Genomic DNA, 19,268 nt, shown 5'->3' with positions numbered 1-19,268 from the left:
ACGCTTTACAAAGCCCCGCAAATTAACGCAGTAGAAGTCTCGACTGGTTATGACGGCAAGCTCTATATCTCCAGTGATATTAGTTCTGGCGACGGCAAGCTGACCTATGATATTAAAATCACCAAAGATGGCAATTTGTATCAATTCAAGAAAGGATTAGCCGATCCAAATATTGAGTTGAGCGATTTACCGAATGGCGATTACAGCGTGATTATTTACGGTAAAAATGCCAAAGGGCAAATCGTCACCGAAAAAACACAAACCTTTACTATTGATCGACCTCCTGCTCCGACCGGTGTAGTAGTAACAGGTGGATTAGGGCAAATTACCCTAGAGTGGGATTGGGTAAATGAGGTTACTCAAACCGAGATTTTTGCAGCGGAAACTGATAATTTCGCTCTTGCAGAAAAAATCGCAAAAGTGACCGCTAGAACCTATGCGCATACGGTAAAAGGTAACAAAGCCGTGCGTTACTACTGGTTACGCCATACCAGAGGCATTAATGTCGGGCCGTTTTACCAACAGCAAGGCGTGAAAGGAGAAAGTGCGGTTGATTTAGATGCTCGTTTAAAGGAGCTGAATACCGAGCTTTCACGCAATATTGTGAATGAGGTTTTTGATGTTGCTGCACCGGCACGAGGTTTAGAACTGGTCAAAACTGTGGCAAACTTGACCGATAAGCGGACGAAACTGGCATCATCGCAAGTTTACAATCAAGCTGATGGTAAACTTTATACTTGGGACGGTACAGCGTATTCAGCCGCTGTGCCTACCGAAGATATTATCGGTAAACTGCCAAAATCCAAAATAGATACCTCTCTTATCTCGCAATTAACTAGTGCAGACAATACGGCAAATTTGGCAAGAAGATTAGCGGAAACAGCTCAAGCAAATATTAATCGGGAGGTCTCTGACCGACAAGCTGCGGTTACTACGGAAACCAATAATCGCACCAAAGCCATTCAGGCAGAAAGTGTAAATTTAACGAAAAAAATTCAAGCTGAAGCAACCGCTCGTGGGGCTGCTGTTACACAGTTACAAAATGTTGATGCTCAACAAGCACAACTCATTTCTGCTGTCACAGCAAAAGCTAATAATGCCCTATCAGGCTTGGAAGAGGAAAAAACAGCACGAGCAAACGGCGATAAAGCTGAAGCTCAAGCACGTGAAGTATTGACAAGTCGTGTAGCAAGTGCTGAAAGTGGAATCGCAGAAGTACGTCAAAGCATTGCCACGGCGAATAGTAGCATTGCAGAAGTTAGTCAAAATCTAAACGCTAAGATCGACGGATTAAGCGTAGGTGGTCGGAATTTATTATTAAAATCCAACGCAACAAACTTAATCAATTTTGTCAGATCATCTCAAGATGTATTAGATAACACTGATTTCAAAACTCCAGTAGTACGAATCAACTGTATACAAGATAGTTGGTTTGGTCGAAAAACAGCGATTACATCGGGGAAATTGCTTGCTGGTAAATACACTCTATCGTTTAAGTATCGCACCAACGCTACAATTAATAATACTTTTATTGGTTATGGAGGCAATCAGCGCAGACGGCTTATCACATCAAATGTTGTCGGTAATGAGACATGGCAAACTTGCAAGCTCACATTTGAGACAACCGAGGATTACCCTGATATATTTATCATTATTGGTGGTTATGGTAAGGCGGATGTAAGTTATATTGAATTTGCCGAGCTGAAACTAGAGAAAGGCGCTATCGCTACAGACTGGACACCAGCCCCTGAAGATGTGGAAAGCTCCGTGAGTGCAGTTTCGGCTGATTTAACCTCGTACAAACAAACACAAGCAAGTGCAGATTTAGCTCAATCGCAACAGATTACGGGATTAACAACCCGAATGGCTGGGGCTGAAGGCAATATCACAGAGATTAAATCGACCAAAGCGAATAAAAATGAGGTGGCAAGCCTTGCTCAAAATTCATTGCAAGCAATTTGGAAAGCAGATGTACAGTCTGCGGTTAATGGATTTAAAGTCGGCGGTCGGAATTATTTGAAAGGCTCAAGAGTTGATGAAGGTTTTTGGTTTTATACAAAATCAGGATCATCAACTGGTTCATCACGTATTGATAACAAGCAATTAGTGTGGTTGCCGGATACGGATCAGGCGAATAAGTGGAAACAATGGCAGCAAACTGGATACGATGTAAGAGGCATCAAATCAAATTTAGCTCTCAATGATATTAATGTATCTGACAATGTTGTTATTTCATTTTTTGCAAAAAATGAATCAAAAACTAATCAAGAGTTGCAAGTTATTTTGACTCAAGATGTGACGAGTGGTAACCGCGCTGATTTGAGTAACCATATAATCACATTGCCTGCACAGAGTGATAAGACTAGATATGTTATTAATCTTAAAATATTAAAACAAAAGCCAGCATTATATAAAGGGAATCGTCTAATTCTCTCTGTTCGAACACCTATCCCTGATGGAGCGGTCTATGTCGATATGCTAAAACTTGAGAAAGGCACGATTGCTACCGACTGGACACCAGCACCGGAGGATGTGGAGAGTTCTGTAAGTGCAGTATCTGCAAAAGTAGATTCGGTTCAACAAACGCTGGCAAATGCAGATTCAGCACTAAGCTCTCGCATTGATACGGTCAATGCCTCAGTCGGATCAAACTCATCTAAAATTACCCAAGTCAGCAATGCGGTAGCAAGTGTGGACGGCAAATTATCTGCTACCCATACCATCAAAACCGAAACCATTGCCGGTGGACGCAAAGCGATTGCCGGTATTGCATTTGGTGCAACGGCAGATAACCGTAATGCGGAATCTTCTGTGATTGTGATGGCAGATAAATTTGAGGTCGTGAAAAACGCCCAAGACGGCACGCCAGTAAGACTATTTGGTGTGGTAGAAAATAAAGTAGCGATTAATGGGAATTTAATCGCAACAGGCTCGATTTCAGGAGACCACATCAATGCAAATTCCGTCAGAACTGCTGTATTGACTGCAGGAGCGATTAAAACGGAGCATTTGGCAGCAGGGCAAATATCGGCGGATAAGTTAGCGATTGGGCTAGGTGGGAATTTGCTGGTTAATCCTATTTTTGCAACACCCGATTTGTCAATAGCTCCGTTTGGCTGGAACTACTGGCGAGGAGAAGTTGGTGATCGGCTAAATATTGACACCCGTAATATTTTCAATAGGAATGAACAAGATAATTACGGACTAAAAAATGGAGGACTACCAAATGAGTTAGTATTTTCGATGCGGTATAGCACTACACAGGAAACCTCTGATACTGGGCGAATTGGGTGGTTATCTCAGGATATTAATGTTGTGCCTAATAAAAAATATATTGCCTCCGTATGGTTAGCTTGTCATCGTGGGCAAGCTAAATTAGTCATTGAGAATATCGAAAAACCTGGTGGTGCTTACTTAGGTTGGATAGGCGACAGCGAGGTAATTACTGGCTATAGTGCTAATCAAGGCGAATTTAAAAATATGAAACGGGTTAAGGTTGTATTTACTGCACCTACTTCAGGCTGTATTCGTTTCGCATTACGATTAGATAATATTCAGGGCAAAGCTAATCCATTTTTATTTGCTCGTAGGCCAATGCTTGAGGAGGCTAGTGATAATGCTACAGATATCACTCAGCCTAGCCCTTGGCAAAATGCCGGTGTAACCGCTATTCACGGTGGCTCAATAGCTACTAATACCGTTACTGCTCAACAAATTGCAGCTAATACGATTACTGCAAATGAAATCGCAACCGGCACGATTGCAGCACGGAATATGGCGGCAAATTCGATTAATGCGAGCCATATTGTTGGCGGCTCTATTACTGCAGATAAGCTAAAAGTAACGCAGTTATCGGCTATTGCTCAAGATGTGGGGACATTAACCGGTGGAACAATAAAAGGAACAACTATTACGGGGAATACTATTAGTGGTAACAACATTAATGGTGGCTCAATCAATGGTACAACTATAACCGGTACGACAATTACAGGTGGAACAATCAAAGGTGCAAGGTTAGAGGGGGCGACAGGACGTTTTACTGGTGAATTAGAAGTTACACAATTAATCGGTGGTGGTGTAATTGAACAAATTGTTGGCCATTTAAAATTTAAAAGCCACAATAGGCATTATGAAGGGCAAGATTATGGAGAAAACTCATCTAGCCCTAGATATTCGTATACAGAAACCTACGAGGCTACATTAAATATCAGACCAGCTCCAAATCAAAGATACATTGAAGTTGTTGGTATAACCTCTTTCACACTACCAGCTAATCAAAGTAAAACTCAAGTAATATCCAAAACAATAAATGCTTCTAGTTTCCCATCTAAAAGGGACTCTACTATACAGGTAATGATACTAGCTTATAGTTTATCTACAGCAAAATATATATCAGTAACCTAAACTGAGACCAAATGTAGAAATACATTTGGTCTTTTTATCAACAATCTACAAAAGGAAAACCTTATGACAACTTTTAACAAAATCTTAAACCCAATGTATTCAACTATCGCAAGCTATTCAACTCAAGACGACGGCTCACTCAATGCTAAATATGTCGTTGGCACAGGTGAGGAGAGCGATGGTGTTGTGACCAATTTTGTTACTATTACGAGTGAGTACAAATACATTGATGCACAATCCGCAAAAGCAATCACCGATGCCCCACTCACAAAAGAGGATATTGGCAAAACGCCAACCCAGATTATGTTAGGTCGTATTTACAATCACTTAAAAGAGACGGGGCAGATTGTGGTGTAATAGTTCTTATAGATTAGAACCGCTTAGGGAAACCAAGTGGTTTTTTTGTACTAGGAAGCACAATGTCTACAGCAACGCTTTCCATTGATAATCCGTATGTTGCAAAATAAGCATTAAAAAACGTTCCGAAACAAATCGCATTTATTTGATAAATAAAGGAATTTTTTAATGAAAATCAATGTTTTTTCGGAACGTTTTATTTATAATAAGCCTTATGCTCACTTAAGTTTGAAATATTTATTAAAAATTTTACCGCTTGCTTTTACGCTAAGAGTTAAATTCTTTCGTTAGCTTATCTACGGTTTTGCAGTTTTGGCTAAAGGCTCTGCAACGAGAACAAAGCATTAAATGAACTTGCACATTAACACGTTGTTTTAATGTCAGTTTTTGTTCTTGGGACAGAGAAACTAATTCGGTAATTTGCTTACATTTTAACATTTAACCTCCAAACCATTTTTGACTTAAACAGACCTGTAACTGCAATCTTGCCCGATACAGTAAGGTATGCACATTTGCTGGTGAAATCTCACATTCTGCGCAAATTTCTTCGGTTTCCATTTCCAAATGGGAACGCATCATAAACACCCTTGCTTGATTTGCCGGCAGATTATTTAGGCAAAATTCAAATACTTGCCAGAATTGAGCGGAATAGGTATGGCTTTCGGTGTTCTTCCACTCATTAGATTGATAAGCATCTTTATCCCAACCGCCATTTTCGTTAAACAATTTATCGGCAAGATCGTGATCGTCTTCTTCCATCAGCTCAGATACTGCCACCAATTTGCCTTTGGCTTTCACTAAATCTACGATCTTGTTTTTTAAAATTGCAAAAATCCACGTTTTTAACGCACTTTCACCTTTGAAGCTGTCGGCATATTTATAAGCGCTGACAAACGCCTCTTGCACCACATCTTCGGCAAGTTCGTTATTTTTTAACTGTAAAAAGGCAAACTTCACCATTTGCAGACGAATATCTTCTAGCTGCGAGGGGGATATTTGCCGTAAAGCCGGTTGGCTCATTGCGTGATCCTTTGGTAAAAAATTGAGAGAAACTAACCGCTTGTATCCTATTTCATAAGGTTTTACCCAACTTAGGGGATATTGGTATGAAGTATTTTTAAACCTAACATACTAATCGTAGGGGCGGGTCCTGTGCCCGCCCGTTATCTTAATATTAGTCGGGCGGGCACAGGACCCGCCCCTACTATGTATGTCAGTACATATCACATACCTTATCCTCATTCAGGATAGACAGGATAAATCACCTCTGCTTCAACCCATTTTTCCCAAAGTTGGCGTAACAAGGCTTTTAGCTCCAGATTTTGCTCGGTAAACTCGCTGAGTTCTGCTAGTAAGCCATTCAGGGAATTTGCCCCCTCTTGCAACGAGCTAAGCAGGAAGAAATCCAGCTCTTCCAAGCGGTTGTAATAGATGCCAAATTCCGCATCTCGCCAAATCAGTACGTTGGTCGGCTCAAAGTCAAACTGTTTGAACTCGCTACGGATAAAGTTTACCGCATATTGACGCAGCTCAGCTGCACCAGAAAACTGCATTATAGTATCGTTATCCCATTCAAATTCTGATGGTACGGTTGCCATTGATACCTCAGCCAGTAATTGAGCATTTTCAAAGTCCATCAACTCAAGCAAGTGTGGTGGCATACAACCATTTTCTCGGCAAAAATTGAGAAATTCGCCAGCAATATCTTGGAAAAAGGGCGAATGAGCCTTACCTTCTCGTATAAATTTTTCTTTAACGGCAACCCATTCTTCAGGACTTAGATGTTGAGGGAGCTGTACATAACAACGGTCGATAAAACCGAGAGTATTATTGCGAACCAAGCGAGAATAGACGCCAAGCCGCTGTGGAGAGATATTACCACTCATCAGCTTTACATCGTTATGGCGAATTGCATTCGCAAACTCGGCTTGAATCTCTTTGAGTAACGGTTTGTGTTCTTCAACGAGTTTAAGCGGCATTTTTTAGCCTCGTTTTTGCATATTTTTTCTGTAAGCTCATAATGTGCTGTACTTCACTAATCAGTTCTTGAAACGGTGGGAAGTTGAAATCCCGTTCTAACAGTGTTGGTGGAATATGCGGTAGGTGTTCATAGGTGTACTCTAGTAAATCCCACACAGTTTTTTGTACAGCTTCTCCGTGGGTATCGACCAGTAAAGTTGGCAGATGACGTAGTTCGCCTTTTACCATATTAAATGATTCACCCTCGGTCATTTTAACGTCTTCCGCCGCACCGTGATCTTCATCGTGGCCTGCAATATGAATATAATTGACACGAGATTTATCCACTTGATCAATAAATACAAATGGATCAAGCAAGCCGTGATTGACACCATTAACATAAATATTATTCACATCAAGGTGAATGCCACAATCCGCTTCTTGGGCAATTGCATTGAGAAACTCTACCTCATTCATCGTACTGGTTGGTGAATGCAGATAGTAGGACGTATTTTCAAGGGAAATTTGCATACCTAAATAATCTTGCACTTGTTTAATGCGATTTGCCACGTGATGTACGGCTTCATCGGTAAACGGCATTGGCAGCAGGTCATATAAATGCCCTTCACATTCGCAATAGCTTAAATGATCAGAGAAGAAAAAGGAGCTATACTGCTGCTGCATATTCTTGATCCCTTTTAGTAGCGTCATATCTAAAGGCGCTTGCCCGCCGAGAGAGAGGGATAAACCGTGAATAATAACAGGGATTTTTTCAGCGACTTTATCGAAGTTATACCGAGCCTGACCGCCCATTTTCAGCCAGTTTTCTGGGGCTACTTCCATAAAATTAATTATATTGTTATCTGTGAGAGATAAAAATCCGTCCGCTAGGTCACGGCGATAGCCTAGACCAGCACCAGTAAATTTTAACATCGTCTTGTTCCTTTAATTTGCAAAAAATCAGCGGAATTTAACCGCTTGTAGATTGTGTTTATAAGAGGTTAGGTGCGTTTAGAAAACGCACCTTCGCTACTTACTTAGAAGCTCCACACTTGCCTTCACCGCATTTACCTTCTGCCGCTTTTGGTGCCGTTGCTCCACATTTGCCTTCGCCGCATTTACCTTCGGTTGCTTTTGGCTCAGAAGAGGTTGCTCCACATTTGCCTTCGCCACATTTACCTTCTGTAGCTTTGGTTTTTACACATTTGCCATCTTTTACTTCCATACAAGCATCTGCTTTCACTGATGTAGTTTCAGCGTTTACAGTTGCGGTTGCCATAGTTAATGCACCAGCTAATGCCATTAAAGTTGCTTTTTTCATTAAAAATTCTCCATAAATTAAGGGATTAAAGGAATTTCAACCAGCGTTTGGTTGGGGATTTTTTCTGTAACAGAAAATCGAGAGAGAGCGAGCCAGCACCTTGTAATAAAAGTGGTACTAACATCACTAAATAAATGAGTGCCATTTTATAGCCATTGTTGCAGACATTGTAGCCATTGCCAGCGTGAACAGCATACCACGCTACCGCTGTTAAGATCATTAATCCTAACGCACTGAAGCGGGTGAACAGACCCAAAGTGAGTAAAATAGGCAGTAAGATTTCCGCTCCGCTAGCAATAGCCCAGCTAAGATCGGCTGGTAGTACGTTAAAGGGGAATGGGAAGCTCTCTTGAATTGAGGCAAACCAATTTTCACCGTTTAGTTTTGATAACCCTGCTTCAAAAAATTCATAAGCAAGAAATAGACGTAATACAAGAAAGCCCAAGCCGTTTTTACAAGCTGTCATTGAGCAAGCTGACTGAGTTGAAAATGATGACATAAAAATGCTCCTAACTAAAAATGTGGTTATTAGACAGAATAAGTATACGTTTATTACAAAAAATGTGTGAAAAATTATAACCTGTTTTTATAGATAAATAAAAATAGGTTAAATTCAGTGCAAAATTTAACCTATTTGTTTTTTTGCAAGGGTATTTAATTAGCTTTAGCTAGTTTATATTGCTGTTTATCAGGAGCTGTAATTAAAATTTCTTTCGGCGGTACTTTCTGACGATGTAAAATTCCAACTACGTTACCTACGATAGCGATATCCTGAAATTGACCTTCAACTTTATATTTACTCATATCAATGCCATCTTTAAAAATTAAGAAGGTGCTGATTTTAGTACTACGGATATTTTCTAACCCTAATGCGTGTTGGTTAACCACATTATAGGTAGGCACTTTTCGTTTAGCATATTTACTAATTAATTTCGTATCTTGACTCAATGCTAAAATATCACCGAGCTTTTTTTCTTCAGCACTGCTAACCTCGCTATATGATCCTTTATTTGATTGAGGAGGTACAGAGATAATATTACGCTCTTTCTCTTCTTGAACTAGAGCTTTATTATCATAGACCACATCCCCAATAAATTGAGTTGGAGCTAAACTGACATTGTTGCCAACTAAAGCCAACACTACTTTATCATCTAGCATATCAAAGCGTAATTGTTGGTTACTATTTTGCTGTTTAAGTTGCTGGTTTATTTGATCGAGCAAATGTTGCAAGGTATCGTTATCGGTCTGTTTCAACTTTACTTGAATAGATGAATTATGCTGTATGGCATAATAACCAATTCCTAACTTCTTAGCGAGTTGTTGAGAGAGATCACCAACGTTACCTTTATAAGTTACCGCAATACGTGCTTGCTGGTATTTTGTTAAGCTCGCCTCATCAGCATAAGAGAAACCTAATGGAGCTAAAAGTAACATAGCAGCAAGTATTTTGTTTGCCTTTACAAAATGAGAATTCATTTTTTTAGTCATACAATACATTATGTTTCCTTACCATGAGAAACCAATACCAGCACCAACCGCAAAATTACTGTTTTGCGATACAGATGTGCCTAGCTTGTAAGATATTCTACCGTTATCACTAAGGCCATTTAAACCTACTGCAACTGAAGTTGTACCAAGGGTATGGCCTGTAGCGACAGAGAGTTGACGTTTTCCTGGTACAGATACTTGAGGTAAGCTTGCTATTGCGATAGCATTTGATACCGAACCTTTCACTTTTTTTACCTCTTTTTCTACAGCACTGATTTTGTTATTTACTACACCTATTTCACGATCAAGCTGTGCTTTATTTACAGCATCTGTTGGTGCAAGACCTTCAGAAAGTCCAGTTAAGAGGCGAGTATTGCCGGACTTATTGCTGATATTGACTTCATTACCATCTAAATGGTTAGCAATCCTTACTACACCATCTGTATTTGTATATCTCACAACACCGATTTTACCTTCATTGGCTGCTTTGGCTACGGCATATAATTGGCTACCATTTACTGCATCAGTACTGGTTTCAGAAACTAAACCTGCAGCAACATTTTGAATACGACGCTCTTTACCTTTTGCCCCAACAGTCACGACACCAGCAGGTTCTGAGGCGGCAAATTTATAGATCTCACCTAAAATTTCGGAATGTGCGTATTGCGTTGTGCCAGCTGTTTCAGCGGTAAGTTCTACGGTTGTTGCTGACTCATTGCCTAAATTTACTGAGTTTTCAGCCGTTTGGGTAATATTTGAACCAATAGCTACTGCATTTTTATGCGAAACGCGATTATCAGAACCAATACTTATTGCCCCATTGCCAGATACAATAGCATTTGAACCAATACCTACGGCTTTTTCACCAGAAACACCTATATTATCACCAATCGCAATAGCAGATGCCCCGTTGGCAATGGCATTTTCGCCTAAAGCAAGGGCTTTTTCTTTTAATGCTTGTGCACCTTTACCAATTGCAATCGCACTTTCTGCGTTTGCTTTTGAATTTGCACCTAGTGCGATAGCGTTATTACCCGTAGCTTGTGAATCCGTGCCGAATGCGATGGCATTTTCACCAGAAGCAAAGGCATTCGTGCCTTCTGCAAGTGCATTTTTACCGTTTTTAACAAGTGGTGAGCTATCTAATTTGTTATTTAGCCCTAGTAATTCATCATGCTTTTCTTTGAGCGTTTGCTGGTTTTTTGCTAAGGCTGCTTTAGCCTCATCAAGCTTTGAGATTAAATCATTTTTCACATCTTCCGCAAGTTTTTCTTCATCAGTTAAAGTGAAAGCATTAATTTGGTTTTCAAGCTCCTCGAGCTCCCTTTCTTTATTAGCAATCTCTAGTGTTGTAGTATCTATTTCAGCCATTTTTTTATTAATTTCATCTTTTATAAGACTAGATATTGTTTCTTCTTGGTATGGTTTTAATGTTGTTTTGGATTCCTCTTCATATTTTAACCATAGATTTTTGGATTTTGTCATTTGATCTGTAATTTCAGAAATCCAATCGGTAGGTACAAATCCATTAATATAATTTTTACGATTTCGTGCTTGTTCATTGAGATATATTCTTAATTTAACGGAGTCAATTGTTTTGGCTGTACGTTCCTCTTCACTTAAGTCTTCTCTAGATAAAGTTTTTAATGTTTTAGTAAATTCCTCTACCTTCTCCATAAAAGGAATTACATTATCATTCATATAAGTGCGATATTCTTCTTTATTAAAGATCCACGCATTGCTACTATAATCAATTAACTCTTTGAACTTATTGAAATTTTCTACAGTTTTTTCTAAATCAGCAATTTCTTCTTTAGTAATGTTTGATGTGGTCTGTGCAATAGCCTGGTTGTCAATATTAAATTTCCTATACAGCTTGTTAGGGAGTAACTCTTGGTTTTCTAAACTTTTTTTAAGCACAGGTACTGTTAATAATTCAAGTGGATTTCCTTGGAAACTGCTTGAAACATATTCATTTAAATTTGAGAATTCACCATAGGCTTCATATAGCTTTTTCAGTTTATAAAATTTAGAGTCGGAGTTCTTGGATAATTCTTTTTTCAGGTTTTCATAGGACATTTTCGCAACTACAAGATGGTAATTTTTAGCCAGACCATCAGCATTTCCTGCGTGAGCACGACTTAGTTCAGAAAGAGTGTTATAATCTCTTTGAATCATAAATTTTCGCAGGAGTTCTGTTGAAGTTAGATTATCATCATAATAAACTCCATTTAGTGTTCGAAAGTTAAAATTAGAACCCTCCCAACGATCAATACCATGATAAGGAAGGTAGTTATAATATAAGCCTCTATCACTATTACTTATAGCAAAATCATCATTAACTTTATTCAGGAATTTAGGAATGGCTGTTACTAAGTTACCTTGAATATTGCGATAACCTTTAATGAGATCTTTATATTGGTCATTTGAAAAATTAATATTAGGGAAATCAGTTTCAATTTTAGTTTTTAAGTCTGTTGCTAATTGATCTACCCCATTAGTTGCTGATAATTTATTCCAGTCTAATGATTCTATTACTGTAGAAAATTTTTGATATGCTTCTTGTTTATTTTTTTCTGGTAAAAAACTAGTATTAAAATTATTTTCCAATTCTGTTAACTGATTTCTTCTATTAACTAATTCTTTCCGCATTGGTATAACGCTATTGGCTAATATTGCTTGTTGTGCTTTTTTTTCACGTACACGCTCTAAAATAGTGTCATATTGAGCAATCTGACTCTTTAAAGTATCTTGTAATTGTTGATTAACAGAGCCTTGTTTTTCTTGTTCAGCAATTTGAGTACGTAACTCTTCAATTTGATTAACTAAATTACGGAAGTTTTCTAACTCCGCCTTGAATTCCTGGGGGGAGATATTACCACTGGTTGCAATGGCATTCTTGCCGATTGCTTGAGAACCTGTGCCTAACGCAAAACTACCTTCACCTACAGCAAGGTTATTGGTGCCAGTGGTGTTGCCTAAAGGAAGTGGATTGGCATAAGAGACTTGGCTAAGCCCTATCAGAGCGCTAAGCAAGGTAACAGCAGGGAGCTCTTTTGTGTGTTTTTTATACAGATGGGTGAAACTAAAGTTTGGCATATCAAAATTTCCTCATTAAAACTTTTACTTTTCATTCTTAAAAAAAATGGCCCGTACTATAATATTTAATTTGATTAAATGAAATAGGAAAAGATTAAATTTGTGAAAATATTTTGAGTTTCTGTGGTTTTACTGTGGATAAATATCCACAGTATTAATTATTAGTGAGTTGTATTGTAAATTTAGGAAGGTGGTTATTTATCAGCCTCTTTATAGACTGCCAAGGCAGCTGCAACCGCATCGCCTGAAGGCACTTTTACTTTATGGCTTAAAAGTACGGCTTCTAACGCACCTAAGGTTAAAAGTACGTTACGTTTTTGGCTTGAGAAACCCATATTACCGATACGGATTACTTTTCCATCTAAGGGGCCGAATGAGGTGGCTAATTCAATACCGAAGTGGTTTAAAATATCACTACGCAATGCTGGGCCACTCATACCTTCTGGAATGTGGAATGCCGTTACAACGGGGGCTTTATGTTTGCGATCGCCAAAAATTTTCAAACCCATTGCTTCTAAACCTACACATAATGCTTTGTCGTTTAAAATATGGCGAGCAAAACGAGCTTCTAAGCCTTCTTGTAAAATAATGCGTAACGCTTCGTGTACACCATATTGTGCAGAAGTGGCTTCTGTGTGGTGATTTAAACGGCGTGGGCTCCAGTAATCTTGTAGCTGTGCCAAGTCTAAGTAGTTACTTGGAATTGGCGGTAATGTGCCATCTATATCAGACTCTGCACGAATGCCTTTTTCCACACGTTTACGTTTTGCAATAATCTCTTCAATCCGTTTGTTATAAGTGATTAAAGCTGTGCCTGATGGGGCGGAAATACATTTTTGTGTACCGCCGATACAAGCATCAATGCCCCATTCATCCACACGAATATCTACACCGCCTAAGGTTGCAACGGTATCTACAATTAACATTGCATCATATTGTTTACAGATTTTGCCGATCTCTTCTAACGGTTGCATCATAGAGGTTGAGGTTTCGCCGTGAATAATAGCAACTGCTTTATAGCCGCCTTTTTTCAACTCTGCTTCAATTTCTTCTGGTTCAAATACGGTTCCCCACTCTCTTTCGATAATGGTAATATCTGCACCGCTACGAGCTAAAATTTCATTTAATAAATAACCAAAACGACCAAATGCAGGAATTAACACTTTATCGCCTGGGCAAATCGCTGCGGTTAGAACAGTTTCTAAGCCACCACGAGAGGTGGAGTTGACTACATAAGTTTGCTCATTTTTGGTTTGGAATAAACGGCGTTCCATTTCCATTGTTTCATTCATTAATGAGGTAAACTCAGGGTCAAATTGCCCTAAAATGGGTGCAGACATTGCACGCAAAACACGTGGGTCAGCATCTGTTGGGCCAGGGCACATTAATAAACGAGGGGAGGGATTAATTTCTCTGAATTGCATAATTATTTCCTATAATCGAATGAATTAAAAAAACTTATGGATTCTACAATAAAAATTTGTGATTGCTCAATGTTTTTTATATTTTAGAGAAATTATTTGCAATTAGGGTGAGTGCAAGCGGTCATTTTTCTCAAGAAATTTGCACATTTTTAGGAAAAAATAACCGCTTATTGCTATTTGTTTTCTTTGCAAAACCTTGTATTTCAAGTACAATTCCCCGATTAATTTTTGATAAACAAATAACAAAACAGGACATTAACTGCCCGATGAAAATGCAAAATATTCGTAACTTTTCGATTATCGCTCATATCGATCACGGCAAATCGACTTTATCAGACCGCTTAATTCAAACTTGTGGTGGCTTATCAGATCGTGAAATGGAGGCTCAAGTATTAGATTCAATGGATCTTGAGCGTGAGCGTGGAATTACTATTAAAGCACAAAGTGTAACCTTAAACTATAAAGCGAAAGATGGCGAAATTTATCAGCTCAACTTTATTGATACGCCAGGGCACGTGGATTTCTCATATGAAGTTTCTCGCTCGCTTGCTGCTTGTGAAGGTGCTTTATTAGTGGTTGATGCAGGGCAGGGCGTGGAAGCACAGACGTTGGCGAATTGTTATACCGCAATTGAGATGGATTTAGAGGTTGTGCCAATTTTAAATAAAATCGATTTACCAGCAGCCGAGCCTGAGCGTGTGGCAGAAGAGATTGAAGATATTGTCGGCATTGATGCCATTGATGCAGTACGCTGTTCAGCTAAAACAGGTTTAGGCATTGAAGATGTTTTAGAAGAAATCGTGAAGAAAATTCCTGCACCAGAAGGCGATGCGGAAGCACCATTACAAGCGTTAATTATCGACTCTTGGTTCGATAACTATTTAGGCGTTGTGTCTTTAGTGCGTGTGAAAAATGGCGTGCTGAAAAAAGGCGATAAAATTAAAGTGATGAGTACAGGGCAGTCTTACAATGTAGATCGCCTTGGTATTTTCACGCCAAAACAAGTGGATACCGCAGAACTTAAAACTGGGGAAGTAGGTTGGGTAGTTTGTGCGATTAAAGATATTTTAGGGGCACCAGTGGGCGATACATTAACCCACCACCACAACCCAGCAACTGAAGTATTACCGGGCTTTAAGAAAGTAAAACCACAGGTTTATGCAGGGTTATTTCCGATTAGTTCAGACGACTACGAAGCCTTCCGTGATGCTTTAGGCAAATTAAGCCTAAATGATGCGTCATTGTTCTATGAGCCAGAAACTTCAAGTGCGTTAGGCTTTGGTTTCCGCTGCGGCTTCTTAGGCTTATTACATATGGAGATCATTCAAGAGCGTTTAGAGCGTGAATACGATCTTGATTTGATTACTACCGCTCCGACCGTAGTTTACGAAGTGGTGCAAACCAGTGGCGAAACGATCTATGTGGATAGCCCATCGAAACTCCCAGCAGTCAACAATATTGCAGAAATTCGTGAGCCGATTGCAGAATGTAATATGCTTGTGCCACAAGAATTCCTAGGCAACGTGATTACCCTTTGTGTGGAAAAACGTGGCGTACAGACCAATATGGTCTATCACGGTAACCAAATCGCCTTAACTTACGAAATCCCAATGGGCGAAGTAGTGTTAGACTTCTTCGACCGCTTAAAATCAACCTCTCGTGGTTATGCTTCACTCGATTACGGTTTTAAACGTTTCCAAACGGCTGATATGGTGCGTGTGGATATTATGATTAACGGCGAGCGTGTTGATGCGTTGGCGATTATCGTTCACCGTGCAAATGCGGCGTATCGTGGACGTGAATTAGTGGAAAAAATGCGTGAGCTGATTCCTCGCCAACAATTTGACATCGCAATTCAAGCGGCAATTGGTAACCACGTTATTGCTCGCTCAACGGTAAAACAGTTGCGTAAAAACGTATTAGCAAAATGTTACGGTGGTGATGTAAGTCGTAAGAAGAAACTGCTACAAAAACAAAAAGAGGGTAAAAAACGAATGAAATCTCTCGGTAACGTAGAAGTGCCACAAGAAGCATTTTTGGCAATTCTTCATGTGGGTAAGGATTAATTGTCAATATTCGTGTAAAATACGACCGCTTGCAAGCGGTCATATTTTGAGAAAACTTTGCAATTTTGAATAAAAAGGAGCATTCAGTGGCACAATTTATGCCAATTATTTTTCTAGGTATTATTTATGGTATTTGGCAATGGCTTGATTCAATGCAACTGCCAAATACTATTTCCATTATTTTAGTTGCCTTGGTTATTATTTGTGGTGGATTTTGGGCGTTTTACAAATTCAGTGCTGACCCAAGACGTAAACAGGCGATTGTTCTACAACAAAAACGTTTAGGCAGAGAATTAACCGCTGAAGAAATAGCGGAAATTCAACCTAAATCCGCAGTAGGCGAATTTTTTGCCTCACTTTTCGGCATTTTATTCTTTGTTACAGTACTTCGCTCGTTCTTATTTGAACCATTTCAAATTCCAAGTGGTTCAATGGAGCCAACCTTGCGTGTAGGCGATTTCTTAGTCGTAAATAAATTCAGCTACGGCATTAAAGATCCTATCTGGCAAAACACCTTGATTGAAACGGGCAAACCAGAACGAGGCGATGTGATTGTATTCAAAGCACCAGCACAACCACACGTTGATTATATTAAGCGTGTGGTGGCAGTAGGTGGCGATAAAATTAAATATGATTTTGCAACTCAGCAATTAACGGTTACTAAAGCCAATGGCGAAACAAAGGTATTTGAATACAGCGAAGGCAAGCCAAATCCTGAGTTTTTCTATCACGGTGAAATGCAGGTAGAACGCACTGAAAAAGGTAATGTAACTCATCAAATTTTAAATCACCCAATGGCATTTAACTATGCACCTTATTTCTACCAACAAGAAGGGCAAGCAGAAGGTGAATGGGTTGTGCCACAAGGATACTATTTTGTGATGGGTGATAACCGTGATAACAGTGAAGACAGTCGTTTCTGGGGCTTTGTGCCTGAGAGAAACATCGTTGGTAAAGCCACTTTTATTTGGTTAAGTTTAGATAAAAAAGCAAATGAATTCCCAACGGGGCTTCGTTTTTCTAGAATGTTTACCTCAATCAATTAATCTTAACAGGGGCGTATGAGATACGCCCCTTTATTCACATAAACTATGCAACTAGAACGATTACAGAAAAAATTAGGTTATCAATTTCATAACCTTGATTACCTCATTCAGGCCTTAACACACCGCAGTGCGGCAACCAAAAACAATGAGCGTCTTGAATTTCTAGGCGATTCAATTTTAAATTTTACTATTGGTAAAGTATTGTACGACAAATTTCCAAAATCGAATGAAGGTGAGCTTAGCCGTATGAGAGCAACTCTTGTGCGTGAGCAAACTCTAGCGATTATTGCTCGCAAATTTGATTTAGGCGACTACCTAAAATTAGGTCCGGGAGAGCTAAAAAGTGGTGGTTTTCGCCGAGAATCGATTTTATCGGACTGTGTTGAAGCGATTATTGCGGCCATTTATCTCGATCAAGATATGGCAAAAGCAATGGAAAAGGTGGAAGATTGGTATTCAGATTTGCTTAAAGACATCAGTCCAGGCGATTCACAAAAAGATCCAAAAACCCGCCTGCAAGAGTTTTTACAAGGTAGAAAATTGCCATTGCCTGAATATGATGTATTAGATATTAAAGGCGAAGCTCATAACCAAACTTTCCGTGTAACCTGCAAAGTGATTAACGTCGAGGAAGTGTTTATCGGCATTGGCACCAGCCGCCGAAAAGCCGAACAAAATGCCGCAGAAAAAGCGTTAGCGGTGGTTAAAACGAAAAAGTAAGATAGCGCAAGCGTCCTCGCTTGTGCTAAAGATTTAATTAAATGGTACAAGCGTGGACGCTTGCACCATCAAATTCATTCCACAGAATGAAAGGAAAACAAAATGACAGAACAAATTCAAACTCCTGCAAAAACCTATTGTGGTTTTATTGCGATTGTTGGTCGCCCAAATGTAGGGAAATCAACATTATTAAATAAGATTTTAGAACAAAAAATCTCGATTACTTCACGCAAAGCACAAACAACCCGTCACCGTATTGTGGGGATTCACACCGAAGATCAATACCAAGCGATTTATGTAGATACCCCAGGCTTACACATAGAAGAAAAACGTGCGATTAATCGTTTAATGAACCGTGCAGCAAGTTCTGCTATTGGCGATGTAGATCTCATCATCTTTGTTGTGGAAGGCACAAAATGGACAGAAGATGATGAAATGGTGTTAAACAAATTGCGTTCGGCAAAAGCCCCTGTTTTATTGGCAATCAATAAAATTGATAACATTAAGGAAAAAGAAGAACTTCTGCCGCATATTACCGAGCTTTCACAAAAATTTGATTTTGCTGAAATTCTGCCAATTTCGGCACAACGGGGTAAAAATGTGCATATTTTACAGAAATTTGTGCGTCAATCACTGCGTCAAGGTGAGCACCACTTTCCTGAAGAGTATGTGACAGACCGCTCTCAACGCTTTATGGCATCAGAAATTATTCGTGAAAAACTAATGCGTTTTACAGGTGAAGAGTTACCTTATTCGGTAACGGTAGAAATCGAACAATTTAAAATGAATGAGCGTGGGGTGTATGAAATCAATGGCTTGATTTTAGTAGAACGAGATGGTCAGAAAAAAATGGTTATTGGTGCGGGGGGGCAAAAAATCAAAACCATCGGCATTGAAGCTCGAAAAGATATGGAACGCCTATTTGACAACCAAGTGCACCTTGAGCTTTGGGTGAAAGTAAAAGCTGGTTGGGCGGATGATGAAAGAGCATTGAGAAGTTTAGGGTATATGGATGAGTAGTTTTTTTGTCACTTTTCTTTACTTGTGCAAAGAAAAGTAACCAAAAGAAAGCACACCCTGCTTCGTTGCTATCCTCACTTGGTTGAAATTTTCTTAACGAAAAATAACCCTGATGTTCGCTTCGCTCTCGCTCGGGTTATTTTCCTAAAAATCTCAAGTCGTTCGGGCAACTCAGAAGGGAACCCGATCCGACCATACAAGCGGTGATTTTTTTGAAAAATTTTGCAAAATGATGCTCTGCCGGGTTCCCTTCTGAACCGCCTGAGCGACTTTGAATTTGTAGGAAAAATTCCTTGTTTGAGCAGCGAAGCGGCGAGTTTGGAATTTTTTCGTTAAGCAAATTCAAACCAAGCGAAGATAGCGG

Annotated in this window: 15 protein-coding genes; 6 read left to right on the top strand and 9 right to left on the bottom strand. The window is 39.4% G+C overall.

Annotated features, from left to right (window positions below):
• The coding region (locus EDC41_RS13795) for a phage tail protein (RefSeq protein WP_243642644.1) at positions 1–4,404 on the top strand (4,404 nt) is incomplete at its 5' end.
• A gap of 63 nt (positions 4,405–4,467) precedes the next feature.
• Positions 4,468–4,761, top strand: a complete 294-nt coding sequence (locus EDC41_RS03260; protein WP_115262520.1) for a hypothetical protein — start codon at positions 4,468–4,470, stop codon at positions 4,759–4,761.
• A gap of 267 nt (positions 4,762–5,028) precedes the next feature.
• Here the strand turns inward: EDC41_RS03260 and EDC41_RS03255 are convergent, their stop codons facing one another.
• From EDC41_RS03255 to EDC41_RS03215, 9 genes are all read right to left on the bottom strand, one after another.
• On the bottom strand, positions 5,029–5,199 hold the full coding sequence (locus EDC41_RS03255) for a zf-HC2 domain-containing protein (RefSeq protein ID WP_006252415.1): 171 nt from the start codon (positions 5,197–5,199) through the stop codon (positions 5,029–5,031).
• Positions 5,200–5,781, bottom strand: coding sequence for a sigma-70 family RNA polymerase sigma factor (locus tag EDC41_RS03250; protein WP_006252416.1), 582 nt, complete (start codon positions 5,779–5,781; stop codon positions 5,200–5,202).
• Between the two features lie 218 nt (positions 5,782–5,999).
• Complete coding sequence (locus tag EDC41_RS03245; RefSeq protein ID WP_006252417.1) at positions 6,000–6,740, bottom strand: HvfC family RiPP maturation protein; 741 nt, start codon at positions 6,738–6,740, stop codon at positions 6,000–6,002.
• The gene (locus EDC41_RS03240; RefSeq protein ID WP_115262521.1) at positions 6,730–7,653 is read right to left on the bottom strand and encodes an HvfB family MNIO-type RiPP peptide maturase; all 924 of its coding nucleotides are present in this window, start codon (positions 7,651–7,653) and stop codon (positions 6,730–6,732) included. Before EDC41_RS03240 ends, EDC41_RS03245 begins: the two co-directional genes overlap by 11 nt.
• Positions 7,654–7,753: 100 nt before the next feature.
• On the bottom strand, positions 7,754–8,041 hold the full coding sequence (gene hvfA / locus EDC41_RS03235; RefSeq protein WP_006252419.1) for an oxazolone/thioamide-modified RiPP metallophore HvfA: 288 nt from the start codon (positions 8,039–8,041) through the stop codon (positions 7,754–7,756).
• A gap of 25 nt (positions 8,042–8,066) precedes the next feature.
• The gene (locus tag EDC41_RS03230) at positions 8,067–8,507 is read right to left on the bottom strand and encodes an HvfX family Cu-binding RiPP maturation protein (RefSeq protein ID WP_006252769.1); all 441 of its coding nucleotides are present in this window, start codon (positions 8,505–8,507) and stop codon (positions 8,067–8,069) included.
• A 188-nt stretch (positions 8,508–8,695) separates the two neighbouring features.
• Positions 8,696–9,529, bottom strand: a complete 834-nt coding sequence (locus EDC41_RS03225; protein WP_006252421.1) for a hypothetical protein — start codon at positions 9,527–9,529, stop codon at positions 8,696–8,698.
• Between the two features lie 18 nt (positions 9,530–9,547).
• Positions 9,548–12,628, bottom strand: coding sequence for a YadA-like family protein (locus EDC41_RS03220; protein ID WP_006252422.1), 3,081 nt, complete (start codon positions 12,626–12,628; stop codon positions 9,548–9,550).
• 194 nt (positions 12,629–12,822) lie between these two features.
• On the bottom strand, positions 12,823–14,052 hold the full coding sequence (locus tag EDC41_RS03215) for a pyridoxal-phosphate-dependent aminotransferase family protein (protein WP_115262522.1): 1,230 nt from the start codon (positions 14,050–14,052) through the stop codon (positions 12,823–12,825).
• A 272-nt stretch (positions 14,053–14,324) separates the two neighbouring features.
• Between EDC41_RS03215 and lepA the strand changes: the two genes are divergently transcribed.
• From lepA to era, 4 genes are all read left to right on the top strand, one after another.
• The gene (gene lepA, locus EDC41_RS03210) at positions 14,325–16,118 is read left to right on the top strand and encodes a translation elongation factor 4 (RefSeq protein WP_032849181.1); all 1,794 of its coding nucleotides are present in this window, start codon (positions 14,325–14,327) and stop codon (positions 16,116–16,118) included.
• Positions 16,119–16,204: 86 nt separating this feature from the next.
• On the top strand, positions 16,205–17,164 hold the full coding sequence (lepB, locus tag EDC41_RS03205; protein ID WP_006248071.1) for a signal peptidase I: 960 nt from the start codon (positions 16,205–16,207) through the stop codon (positions 17,162–17,164).
• Positions 17,165–17,209: 45 nt separating this feature from the next.
• Complete coding sequence (gene rnc / locus EDC41_RS03200) at positions 17,210–17,884, top strand: ribonuclease III (RefSeq protein WP_006252425.1); 675 nt, start codon at positions 17,210–17,212, stop codon at positions 17,882–17,884.
• A gap of 102 nt (positions 17,885–17,986) precedes the next feature.
• The gene (era, locus tag EDC41_RS03195) at positions 17,987–18,904 is read left to right on the top strand and encodes a GTPase Era (RefSeq protein WP_006252426.1); all 918 of its coding nucleotides are present in this window, start codon (positions 17,987–17,989) and stop codon (positions 18,902–18,904) included.
• Positions 18,905–19,268: the final 364 nt, after the last annotated feature.

The sequence above is a fragment of the Mannheimia haemolytica genome, assembly GCF_004342115.1.
Lineage (GTDB): Bacteria > Pseudomonadota > Gammaproteobacteria > Enterobacterales > Pasteurellaceae > Mannheimia > Mannheimia haemolytica.
The sequence above is the reverse complement of the archived record's forward strand: the minus strand, read 5'-3'. Positions and strand labels throughout refer to the sequence as shown.

Coding starts and splice junctions, on each gene's coding strand:
- EDC41_RS03260 (WP_115262520.1), top strand. CDS start 4,468: ATGACAACTTTTAACAAAATCTTAAACCCAATGTATTCAACTATCGCA.
- EDC41_RS03255 (WP_006252415.1), bottom strand. CDS start 5,199: ATGTTAAAATGTAAGCAAATTACCGAATTAGTTTCTCTGTCCCAAGAA.
- EDC41_RS03250 (WP_006252416.1), bottom strand. CDS start 5,781: ATGAGCCAACCGGCTTTACGGCAAATATCCCCCTCGCAGCTAGAAGAT.
- EDC41_RS03245 (WP_006252417.1), bottom strand. CDS start 6,740: ATGCCGCTTAAACTCGTTGAAGAACACAAACCGTTACTCAAAGAGATT.
- EDC41_RS03240 (WP_115262521.1), bottom strand. CDS start 7,653: ATGTTAAAATTTACTGGTGCTGGTCTAGGCTATCGCCGTGACCTAGCG.
- hvfA (WP_006252419.1), bottom strand. CDS start 8,041: ATGAAAAAAGCAACTTTAATGGCATTAGCTGGTGCATTAACTATGGCA.
- EDC41_RS03230 (WP_006252769.1), bottom strand. CDS start 8,507: ATGACAGCTTGTAAAAACGGCTTGGGCTTTCTTGTATTACGTCTATTT.
- EDC41_RS03225 (WP_006252421.1), bottom strand. CDS start 9,529: ATGACTAAAAAAATGAATTCTCATTTTGTAAAGGCAAACAAAATACTT.
- EDC41_RS03220 (WP_006252422.1), bottom strand. CDS start 12,628: ATGCCAAACTTTAGTTTCACCCATCTGTATAAAAAACACACAAAAGAG.
- EDC41_RS03215 (WP_115262522.1), bottom strand. CDS start 14,052: ATGCAATTCAGAGAAATTAATCCCTCCCCTCGTTTATTAATGTGCCCT.
- lepA (WP_032849181.1), top strand. CDS start 14,325: ATGCAAAATATTCGTAACTTTTCGATTATCGCTCATATCGATCACGGC.
- rnc (WP_006252425.1), top strand. CDS start 17,210: ATGCAACTAGAACGATTACAGAAAAAATTAGGTTATCAATTTCATAAC.
- era (WP_006252426.1), top strand. CDS start 17,987: ATGACAGAACAAATTCAAACTCCTGCAAAAACCTATTGTGGTTTTATT.